Raw genomic sequence first — 11,502 nt, forward strand, 5'->3', positions numbered from 1 at the left:
TAGGCAATAGGCAATAGGCAATAGGCAATAGGCAATAGGCAATAGGCAATAGGCATAAGAGTTTTAGCTTAGTTTATTTTTCCTCATATAGTTGATTATTGTGCCTATTTACTTATCCTAAAAAAATTGAGTATTTATTTGGGCTTTAGAGCAAAATTCTGCTCTGCAATTACTTCCCCGCGCTGAATATTGAGTGAATGGGAAACTTGTTGATAACCTGTTGCAGAGACAATCATAGTGATGTTACGCTCACCAGATTTTGGCGATTCTAATCCGATTAAATGATAATTACCTTGTTGGTCACTAATGGTACTATCTCCACTATCTTGGATTTGTACTTTGGCATTTATAATCAACTTTTTGGGATCGTTTGCATCAGTAATTTTTCCTTTAATTCCCGTCGGTGAAAACACAATATCCGCCATCGTCGTGGGAATTTTGCCATTGACAGGGAAAGATACTTGAACTTCTTTCCTGGCTTTGTTGTATCGAGTTGGGCTAGTAGGTAACGATGCTTCTAAAAGATATTCCCCAGAGGGCAAATTAGTAAAGTAAAAATAACCATCATTGCTGGTAATTTTGCGGTCAGGTCGCTCAGGCATTTTTTCCCATTTTGAACCGTATTGCAGTGCTTTTAGAGATAAAATAGCTCGGAATTTTTCTGGCATATCAATAATTGCAACTATTGCACCAGAAATATTCTTTTGGGTTTCTCCTTGCAAAACTTTACCTGCGATCGCTATTTGTTGGTTAACTATAGATAGTTCGAGCATCGCTACTCCTGAAACTAAGAGTTTGGTTGATGAACTCCCACCAGTCCCGCTTCTTCTCCTGCTTCATCCACAGGAACGGAGATGGTGACTGTACAATGCAAGACAACCTTGGGTCTAGTTCCTTCTTTCCCACCCATTGCTTGCCAAAATTCCCCAAAACTTTGTAAGTTACTGGGACGTAAACTAATTAGTCTTAAAGGAAATTCTTGTCCTTCTAAGTTATCTGCAATCAAGGTTTCGGGGAGTTTTCGATGTCGCAGCAACACCTTCATCACTGCTCCTAAAAGTTGATGTTCTGTCTGGACATCCTCTTCATTTTGTGGCCAAGCAGTAATTAGATATGAACAATCTACCCTAGCTGGGGGACGTTTTCTAATTGCTCTGCCATTAGTTTGGCGTTCCACTGACCAAGCACTGCTGCGTAACTCTAGATTCTCCTGCACATCATAAAGAAATAAATTAATCGCTGGTTTTTGTTTAATTGCTCCTTGATAAGGGGTCTGAAAACTGATAAACACCTCTGTGTCTCCTGAAGGAACATCAGGTGGAAGTTCTCGCTTCAGTAGCAATTCTAAGGTAGTGTCTAGACCATCTAACATAATCTAAACAATGTTCGTTTTATGACACTGTTCATTTTGGAAGCTTATGAAAGAAAATAATTGCTAGTTCAAAATAATACAGCTAGTTACTAGCCTTATGAATAAAATATACATTAGTTATTGTCAATATTATTGTAACTATTAGTAATATTTGCAAAAACTGTAATTTAGAAAAAGTCTGCTAAAATCGATTGATTAAATTTAAAATAGGGAACTTAACGTTGCAGAATCTTGCTGCGGCGGTAAAAATTGGGTTTGGCTTTTCTCAGTGATTTACAATAACGATGTAACAATTTAGTTCTAGAATACTATACATAATAGTTACGTGAAATTTTTACCCCATATATATACGTAAGTATGCCTCAGCACTATTTTTATAGCAATCCCTAACCGAATGCCGGAGATGAACCATGTACCGTAAACACATATTTCAAAAAGTCCCACCCTCGCTGCCGTCAACACCAATAAGTAAAGAAATTGTCTCTAGCCCCAGCTATGGGTCATTGTCTTCAGTTGTGCAGAGAGTGCAAGAAGACCCAAATAGCGTGAGTGGGGATGAGAGACAGGAGTTAGAAAGTGCGATCGGTACAAGGTCAACACAAGAGATTTTGGCAGGGAAGCAAAGCCCTTGGGTGCCTGAATTTCAGGGGATATCCGCGCAGCTTTGGGGTGATTCTCGGCAAGGTAGCGTACCAGTACAGGCGAAGCTGACAATAGGGGAAGTGGGAGATAAGTATGAGCAAGAAGCTGATCAGGTAGCCAAGGATGTGGTGCAGCAGATTAACACACCACAAACGAATGCAATGCCAAAGGGAGATTCAGCGCAAATACAACCTAATACTTTACAACGTCAGCAAACAGATAAAAAAGAATTGCAACTAAAGCAGTTACCAGAGATGGTGCAGCGCCGAGAAGCTATTGCTAGGGGTGAAGCATCAACAGATTTGGCAAACTCTATTAATAGTGCTAGGAGTGGTGGACAGCCTTTAGATAGAAGTCTGCAACAGTCAATGGGGCAAGCGATGGGAACAGATTTTAGTGGGGTAAGGGTGCATACGGATGCTCAGGCTGACCAGTTGAATCAATCGATTCAGGCTAAGGCGTTTACAACAGGGCAGGATGTGTTCTTTCGGCAGGGGGAATATCAGCCGGGGAGTAAAGGCGGACAAGAGTTGATTGCCCATGAATTGACCCACGTGGTACAGCAGAATGGAGATCAAACCAGGTGTCAAAAACATCAAAAAAATAATGAGTCAAATAGTTTAGAAATATCATCAATTGACAAAAGTAAAATCCAGAGAAAATTTGGTTTTGAAATCGAAATTCCTATCTTTTTGACCTATGAGGATACATATAATCCTCCTCTTGGAGGCGCGTCAAGACAGTATTGGACAGATGCAAGTAGTGGGCCAGGAGGAGGGAATTTTGCCTCCCCTTCAAATATTTTTGATCTTCATGTTGATCACAATATGGAATTAGATAAATTAGCTCAATATGAAGAGCAACAATCAGGATTAGCACCCCTTTTCCCTAGCCATGCAAGTATTATAGAAGTTGTAACAAAGGCTTGGGATGAACAAACTCTTACTAGGTCAGATATGAAGCTTAAAGCGAGTGCTATTGTGAATTATATAAAACGTCTAAAGACAGAAAGTAATACAGGGAAGGTACAACTAGATAATGGAGCCTATGGCAATTATTGGATTGGGTCAGATATGCCTGGTGCAGGTCAATTACAAAGTACTCTCGGCTATTTTCAGTCAACTTATGGTATAAAAATTTCTCAAATTCCAAAATTATTTGAGCAGACTACTAAGAAAAATTCTAATGTTAATGATCATAAATTTTTAAAAGCAGGTGTGGCAGCAGCAGATCAAGTGATAAGAGCATTGAATTGGCAACCAAATGTAGCAACTGATTCTGAAATAGCACAGTTACAAGGATATTTAACGTTGATATGTAATTATTTAATTGTTGGAAAAGATAATAGTCGTATAGGATTAGCTAAAAACACGATAGGAGAGTATTTTTATAAAAGCGATCTCGGCAAATTAAGGGATACACTACCCAGCACTGTCAAGAGCGAAACAGCAAAAGAATTCGTAAGGGCAGATATAATTTTTGAAATCTTAAAAGCCACAGAAAGAGAGTTAACTCAAGATGTACTTTCTGGAACAGGTATCAAATGTGGAGATTGGCTAGATACCCTTTTGCAGGGCAATCTCGCTGGTTCTGATGATCTTCTAAATGCTATGAAAAATCAGTATAGTCAGGAGTTAGGTCCAGAAAATATCGGCAGGACAGGCTCTAAAGAAACCGGAGTGGTAGTTGAAAATCGTGAGCTTCAGTATCTTGATCCAAACTATAGAAAGAGACAGGCTCGATATGATAGGCAAAAAAGCCAACTATTTGCAGGGCCAAAGTTAAGCCAAGCTGAATTATCTGAGGCTTTAGCCACTCTTGATGATCCGAAGAAATATCCTATTGACGATTGGGAAAGAATAATTCTGATAGTATATGATCTGGTTCGTTCGATCAATAGATAGAGTGTATAGCTTGATACGATGTATCGATTTCAATAAGCAATTGCTAGACTCAAGCGCAATCGCCTACAAACTCTGCTCCATTGTCATATATCACCCAAGGAATATCTGGTGAAGTCAACAACAGTAGGAGTGCAGATATTTGCCAAACCCATCCTCCAAGGAGTAGAAATTACTGCCGATTTAAATGGCTTGCAACCTCTCCTAATGCGATTAGATTGGCTTATCAAAGAAGCTATCTCTCAGGAAAAAGCAGAGGGAGAAATAGAAGTTTCATGGTTGCAAAAAACCAAGATAGCATCAGAACTAACATCAATTCAAATTCGATCAGATTCCCTCCTAGCATGGTTGCAAAACACTTTTAGCTTATCTGATTTTGACTTAGATATACTAGCTATTTCCCTAGCACCAGAATTAGATCGTCACTATGAAAAGGTTTATGCTTATCTTCAAGATGATATGAGCAACAAAAGACCTACAGTAGATATGGTCTTAAATTTGCTCTGTTCTAGCGTTCCTGAAAAGCTATCAAGACGTAAGCATTTTACTACTAACTCACCCCTAATTAACCACCGTCTTCTCCATCTCTGTCCAGAATCTCATCAGCAGCAATCTACGCTTCTTTCTCATCGTCTAATACTTGACTCCCAAGTGGTGAGGTTGCTATTGCATCAACCGGGGTTAGATTCCCGGCTCACTTCTTGTTGTCAATTACTAGAACCAATCATATATGTTGATACTTTATATCTCAAGGCAGATGTACAGACAGCACTAGAAGCGTTGTTGATAGAAGACTGGCAGAAACAGCAACCCCTACTGCTCTATTTTCAAGGGAGCAATCGCACGGGTAAACGCCGTACCGCCCAAATTCTTGCTAAAGCTTTGGAAGTTCCCTTGTTAGTTGCCGATTTAGCAAAGATGGTAGAGGATAAAGCCAACTTTGAGGAAAAACTGCAACTTTTATGGCGAGAAGCCTGGTTCTTTAATCGTTTGCTGTATCTAGATAACTTCGATATTCTCTACCTTCAAGATCATCAAGTTCTTTACCAATCGTTTCTCAGAGAACTAGAGAAAAATATAGGTATTACCATCCTCTCAGGAGTGCAAAATTGGATACCTACAGCGACGGGTGCAATCGGGTTAATTACAGTTCCTTTTACAGTTCCTGAGCCTATTCAACGCCGAGAATGTTGGCAAACTCACCTCAAAGCAGCCCAGATAAATGTTGAGGATCGAGAGTTAGATATATTGTGCGATCGCTTTCTTCTAACTCCAGACCAAATTGCCGATGCTGTGGCCACTGCCTATAATACCGCCCGTTGGCAACAAATGGACTCAACTAAAGAAAAATCACCACCATCATTTTTAAACTTATGTAGTGCAGCTCGCGCTCAATCAGGTCATGATTTAGTTACCCTCGCCCGTAAAATTGAACCGAAATATACTTGGGATGATATTGTATTGCACCCCAACCAAATAACACAACTACAAGATATATGCAAAGAAGCAGAATACCGAAATTTAGTACATAAAAAATGGGGCTTTGCAGATAAATTATCTTTAGGAAAAGGTCTAAATGTTCTGTTTTCTGGTTCTTCCGGTACAGGTAAAACTATGGCAGCAGAGGTAATTGCCCATCAACTGCAACTAGACCTTTACAAAATTGATTTGTCTCAAATAGTTAGTAAATATATCGGCGAAACAGAGAAAAACCTTAATCGAATTTTTACTGCTGCAACCAATTCTAATGCCATCCTTTTTTTCGATGAAGCCGATGCTTTGTTTGGCAAACGTTCTGAAGTGCAAGATGCCCGCGATCGCTACGCAAATATCGAAGTAGGTTATCTGTTACAAAAAATGGAAGAGTATGAAGGTATTGCAATTCTAACTACAAATCTCCGTAACAATATAGACGTAGCTTTTGAGCGGCGACTCCGATTTATTATCGAGTTTACCTTACCAGATACAAAGAATCGTCACCTAATTTGGCAAAGAATTTTCCCAAAAAATGCCCCTTGTAGCCCCAATCTGGATTTAGAATTATTGGCACAAAATTTTGAGATTACGGGGGCTAATATTCGTTATATTGCGCTGACAGCAGCTTTTTTAGCAGCAGATGATGGGGGAGTAATTGAGATGGTACATTTAATTAGAGCGCTGCGTCGGGAGTATCAGAAAATGGGACAAGTTCTCAGGGATAAGGATTTAGGTCAATATGTAGATTTGCGTTAATTCCACTAGGGGACTTCCAGCTACAAAATATCCTATCGTAGAGGCGCACATCTGTACGCAAAACTGGTTTACTGACTGTTGCTACTGTACCTTAGGGACTTCCAAGAAATAAATTATCCAATCTTGTGGGGTGGGCATCTTGCCCGCCTTTGACTATGGGCTATCGTGTCGCCCACCCCACAATAAATAGTTGTATATTTTTTTATTTGGAAGTCCCTTAGTAAACTAGGAAACACTATACATTCCAGCTATTTTTTCAGAATTTTACTTTGCCTAGAGTAATTAAAAAGGATTATAAAAACTAAATTTATTGACAAATATGTAAATCTTAGGTGTTTTTTACCTACAATTAAATTCTACTTAACCTCATAATTGTAAATTTAGCTGACTGCAAGTATTAAAAAGTTAATTAGCAGTCTTCGCTGATCAGATAGACCGATTGCCAAAATACATGTTGAGGTAAATTAATATGAAATTAGTTTCCAAATTAACACTAGTTGCCACCAGTTTTGCACTGAGTTTTACTGCTGTAAATCAACAAACCGCACATGCTGCAACAATGAAATATAATTTCACTGTGAACAGTTCTATACTCAGTGGCACTGGTTCTTTTAGCTTCGATAACTCAACTTTTAGTAATGACCCTATTCCTACAGCGCCAGTTCAATTACTAAATTTCACATTGAATAATGATCCCCAGACTATTTACACTCAAGAGGATGATATTGATTATCCAACATTAGGGCCTGTTGTTTTTCCAACTGTTGCAGGTAACTCATCTATTGGATTGTCTTATTTATTTAACAATAAAACTGAGCCGGCAAGCAGTTATGAAATTGCTGGATATGATTTTATAGTTAGCAATCAAACCTTCAATGATGCAGTTTCCTATACTCCTATTCCTGAACCTGCAACTTTAGTTGGGACTTTAACTGTTTGCAGCATTGCCTGGCTAACTTCACGAAAAGCTAAATCAGCTAAAAAAGCTGCATAAAATCTAACAAGAAATTATAATATTTCCACTAACTAGTTCCCAATAATATGGAACTTTTTTTTAGCATTATTATTTGCCAATAATAACAATATTTTAAAATAAATCAATAGATGCAAAACCTCAAATTTAGAACCCCGGTTTTTCAAAAACCGGGGTTCTGTAACAAGTACCTTAATACTAATTAAGTATTAAGGTAGTAAGTTTGTAGTAAGCATTTTAGTGCTTATATTAACTAGGATTTTGCTTGGTTTGAGAGTAGTTGAGCGCGATTTTGACGGAGGTCAGCATGACTGCGCTCTGTGGGATAAGCCACATTATCGCCTTTAATACCAGCCCAAACCACACGGTTAAATTCCTCTGCATCAAGCTTATCTTCTACTTCAAAGTAGAAGTCTTTGGTTGCTTGCGCCCACCATTGTTGGTTATGCAAGGATGGTACAGCAGCCGTCTTTTGGACATTAGGATCTTTGCAAGCTGGCACAAGGTTGGGATCTACAGCAGTTGTACACAAATTACCGGGTACAACTGCGGTGTAAGGTGTAAAGTCAGGATCTCTAGTAAAAGCATCTGACATCGGCTTGGCATTGGCATCATTCATACCCAAATAACCGATTCCCAATAAGTCTTCCATTGTTCGGATCACGCTAACAGTATTGTAGTTAGTGCTGATCAGTGTTTTTCGCTTAGTGTAAGGCGAAATGATGTAAGCTACCGAGCGATGACTGTCTACGTGGTCAGGGCCGTTTTGGCAATCATCTTCTAAAATAACGATCGCAGTCTCTTTCCACACCGGAGACTTGGAGATTTTCTCTACCAACAAGCCGACAGCATAATCGTTATCAGCCATTTGCAGTGGAACAGTATCCACCCCAGCCACAGCATTGGCAAAATCGCCAAAGTGGTCGTGAGGTAGACGTACCATTGTCAAGTTAGGCAGTGTATTTCTCGCCAGATAGCTATCAATATCACGGGCAAATTCGTTGTAGAGATAGATATCTGGTTCTTTCTGGTCATATCCCCGGAAATAAATGTCGGTTTTATCCAACAGTACAGTTTTTGCTGCTACAGCTTGGGGGATGTTATCAGCCGCAGGAGTTGGGGAAATGGGAATGTAAAGTGGGTTGCTGGGATCGGGTTTTGTGGGGTCTGCTTGACTAGTGCTGTAGTTACCATCAACGTAGAAACCGTAATTACGTACAGTCTTACCAGCACGCAAAGCGGCATCCCAAAGATAACCACCGACAGCATTTGGTGATAGTTCACCATCGCCTGCGGGAGCATTGACATCCTGATTTCCAGGTAGAATCGCAGATTTACCGGAGCCATCTAAAACTCCTGTCACCCGTGTATTGAATTGGGAAGCATTAGAGTTGGTTTGTGGTAAAGCAACATTGATGTTACGATTAACACCTTCGTAATCGTAGGTCAAACCGTTAAATCCAGCATTACCGTAGAGTACTGATTGGGTTTTTTCTGTGTAATCAGTAGTTCGTCCGTAGGTAGACCAGTTCCAACCCACACCACTAGATTCACCAGAATCGTAAAAGTTATCAAAGGTGACAAAATCTAGAGCTAGCTTGTGATGGTTGGGTGAAATGGGTTCTGGGAATAAAGTTAATGCAGGGTCGCCATTACCAACAGGTAAATCACCCAGAACTTGGTCATAGGTGCGGTTTTCTTTCAGCACATAAATAACGTGCTTAATCTTATCTTGCAAAAACCTCATTGTCCGGTCGGGACGGCGATTATCAAAACCGTTGTTTCTATCTACCTGCTGTGACAGTGAAGCTAAAGTTCCACCTTGAGGAACTGGAATAACTGCAATGCCAGCTTTTTCTAAAGCCCAGTTGTACTCATTTCTAAAGGTAGTGTTGCGAGCAAGTCCTGCGGGTGTGGTGCGGCTTTGGGAAGGGTTGGGGCCAGAATTGCTCTTGGCGTTGACAACAAACAGCTTTTTACCATCTTTGCTGACACTAACAGAATTAGGATACCAGCCAGTGGGAATGCGTCCACTTAACCGACCAGAACCCAAATCCACAACAGCAACAGCATTTTCACCACCTAAGGTAGCGTAAAGTGTACGTTGGTCTGGGCTGAGAGCCACAGAGGTTGGATTTGCTCCTTTGTATCTATCGTTGGGTCGAGACAGAGATATAGTCTGAACAACGCGATCGCTATTGGTATCGATGACTGAAATTGAGTCACTATTACCGTTAGCTACATATAGTTTATTTTGGTCAGCAGAAAGTAGGATCTTGTTGGGTTGACTACCTACAGGGATGCGGGTAATTTTCCTAGAAGCAATAGTAACAGCTACTACTTCGTTATCGCGCTGACTACTTACGAAAACTTTGTCGCCTACACCATTATTTGTACTCTTGAGGGCAACATCAAAGGGAAATTCCCCAGTTGCTATCTTATCGCCTGGTCTAAAAAACTTTATTTCTTTGAGTACCTGACGGTTAGCAGCATCAACAACTGAGATGGAGTCATTCTCAAAATTAGCAGCTACCAATGTATTGCCATCTTGGCTGACATCCAGACCTGCGACAACTGCACCTGTAGCGGCAGCACTAGCGGGTGTACCTTTCAACAGGCCACCATCGTAGGCTGGGAAGGGGGCAGTTTGGTTAGAGTTGTGACCTAAGAGAATAAACGGTGCATCGGTTACGTATTTATTACCATTAGAGGCATAAACATAAACGCGATCGTCAATACCACCGGATACATAAAAGCGTGAGCCATCTTTTGCCCACGCCAAACCATTGTAGGTATTGGGAATATTAATTTGTTGGCGTTTAACTAACTTTCCACTGCTGACATCAAAGACAAACACCCATTCGGCTTTACGGGTTGTTGTACCACTGGGTTTACCAGTTAATGGGTCTAAAACAGGATAGGTGAGATCAGCACCAGTATTTTGATCTTTGAAGTTCTGGTTATAGCCACTGGTTAGTACCAGGAGAGTTTTACCATCGGGGCTGAGAGTGGTTGTGACAGCTTCAGCCGCATCAGCATTATTATCGGGACGCAAACCAGTAGCGAGAGGCGCAAAAGTAGAACCTGGGGCAGCTGCGGGTGTAATCACCTGACCTGTGGGTAGCAATGCTCCACCTTTAGGTAGATCACCAACACGGCTAGTAGCAAGTTGGGCTGTAACTATTTGTATACTGCTTACTACGATCACCACTGCAACCAGCAGGCTAAGTAGGAGATATCGCTTACGCTTGAAATTGAACATTTGCTGTTCTCACACATCAAAATGTATTTGGTTACGCAGCCAATATTCCTATTTACTAGTTAAGAGCAGGCTAAGGTGAGGTTACTTTGAGAATAATTGCTATTGACGAAATATTAAAAATTTAGTGTTCACTTAACCGATCGCTTCTTCTGGTTTTTGTAAACTAACTTGCCAGCGCCAAATTGCCGAGGCGATCGCCATACCCACACCCCAAGTTAAAGGCAACCAAATAATTGCCCAGTGGCCACCAGGCCATTCCGTACCCAATCCTGCACCCAGCCAATAAACACCAAATCCCATCAGCAGCATTGCCGCCACAAATTTCATCGGTTTGACAGGTACTTGCTGGAGTGGCGCTCTAAATAAGAAGGCAAACACAACTAAACCAAATGCCGCAAAACCAGCGCCGCTAATTGCTTCTAGCCATTCACCTTCGGCAGCACCCAAAGTTACAACTGCGATCGCTACTTCTACACTATCCAACAACGCACCTTTAAAGGTGGTGACAACAGCAAACCAGTTCCAACCAGATTGATTCTCATCTTTTGCTAGTTGCTCTTCCAGGCTATCTTCCCCGCCACCTTTACGCTTTTTGGGAAGACCGGCATAATACCTAACTATAGAACGCGTCCACTTTTGCCCAAAAAGTAGTAGTAAAACTCCCGCCACAATCCTGAGAATATCTACAGGGATCAGCGTCAAACTTTTTCCTAACACCAGAGATAGCAGTAAAGTCAAGCCAATACCAGCACCCGAACCTACCAAGGCATTACGCCAACCTGCCAACCTACCGACAACGATGACTATACCGAGAATTTCGACTAATTCAATTAAAGAGCTTGCAAAACTAGCAAGAACAATTTCCCAATTCATAATATTTTTTGTTGATTGTTGACTGTTGACTGATGATTGTTGAACAACTTTAAGTTGGCTGTTTTTGCTATATATACCACCTCTAAACTCGGCAGTTGAGCCTTTAAACTCGGAAGTTGAGCCTTTCAACTCGGCAGTTGAGCCTTTAAACGAACCTCGAAAGCTGAAATTTCCCTCATCTCCCCCTGCCTCCCCTGCCCCCCTGCCTCCCCTGCTCCCCTGCTCCCCCTGCCTCCCCTGCCTCCCC

At 41.0% G+C, this 11,502-nt stretch carries 7 protein-coding genes; 3 read left to right on the forward strand and 4 right to left on the reverse strand.

Annotation, left to right across the window (positions count from 1 at the left end):
• Positions 1-134: 134 nt before the first annotated feature.
• On the reverse strand, positions 135-773 hold the full coding sequence (locus VB740_RS33435) for a carboxypeptidase regulatory-like domain-containing protein (protein WP_323204120.1): 639 nt from the start codon (positions 771-773) through the stop codon (positions 135-137).
• Positions 774-787: 14 nt separating this feature from the next.
• Positions 788-1,372 carry a DUF4255 domain-containing protein gene (locus VB740_RS33440; RefSeq protein WP_323204121.1) on the reverse strand — a complete coding sequence of 195 codons (585 nt, stop codon included), beginning with the start codon at positions 1,370-1,372 and terminating at the stop codon, positions 788-790.
• Positions 1,373-2,094: 722 nt separating this feature from the next.
• Between VB740_RS33440 and VB740_RS33445 the strand changes: the two genes are divergently transcribed.
• The 3 genes from VB740_RS33445 (at position 2,095) to VB740_RS33455 (ending at position 7,141) form a co-directional block, all read left to right on the forward strand.
• On the forward strand, positions 2,095-3,918 hold the full coding sequence (locus VB740_RS33445) for a DUF4157 domain-containing protein (RefSeq protein ID WP_323204122.1): 1,824 nt from the start codon (positions 2,095-2,097) through the stop codon (positions 3,916-3,918).
• A gap of 108 nt (positions 3,919-4,026) precedes the next feature.
• Complete coding sequence (locus VB740_RS33450) at positions 4,027-6,147, forward strand: ATP-binding protein (RefSeq protein WP_323204123.1); 2,121 nt, start codon at positions 4,027-4,029, stop codon at positions 6,145-6,147.
• A 469-nt stretch (positions 6,148-6,616) separates the two neighbouring features.
• A complete protein-coding gene (locus tag VB740_RS33455; RefSeq protein WP_323204124.1) occupies positions 6,617-7,141 on the forward strand; it encodes a PEP-CTERM sorting domain-containing protein in 525 nt (174 codons plus the stop codon).
• Positions 7,142-7,373: 232 nt separating this feature from the next.
• On the opposite strand, the gene VB740_RS33460 is transcribed toward VB740_RS33455, so the two are convergent.
• Both VB740_RS33460 and VB740_RS33465 read right to left on the reverse strand, forming a co-directional pair.
• The gene (locus tag VB740_RS33460; RefSeq protein WP_323204125.1) at positions 7,374-10,382 is read right to left on the reverse strand and encodes a bifunctional YncE family protein/alkaline phosphatase family protein; all 3,009 of its coding nucleotides are present in this window, start codon (positions 10,380-10,382) and stop codon (positions 7,374-7,376) included.
• 132 nt (positions 10,383-10,514) lie between these two features.
• Positions 10,515-11,502: COG4280 domain-containing protein (locus VB740_RS33465; RefSeq protein ID WP_323204126.1), on the reverse strand; the 988-nt coding region annotated here is incomplete at its 5' end.

The sequence above is a fragment of the Nostoc sp. UHCC 0251 genome (assembly GCF_034932245.1).
GTDB lineage: Bacteria > Cyanobacteriota > Cyanobacteriia > Cyanobacteriales > Nostocaceae > Nostoc.

Coding starts and splice junctions, on each gene's coding strand:
- VB740_RS33455 (WP_323204124.1), top strand. CDS start 6,617: ATGAAATTAGTTTCCAAATTAACACTAGTTGCCACCAGTTTTGCACTG.
- VB740_RS33435 (WP_323204120.1), bottom strand. CDS start 773: ATGCTCGAACTATCTATAGTTAACCAACAAATAGCGATCGCAGGTAAA.
- VB740_RS33460 (WP_323204125.1), bottom strand. CDS start 10,382: ATGTTCAATTTCAAGCGTAAGCGATATCTCCTACTTAGCCTGCTGGTT.
- VB740_RS33440 (WP_323204121.1), bottom strand. CDS start 1,372: ATGTTAGATGGTCTAGACACTACCTTAGAATTGCTACTGAAGCGAGAA.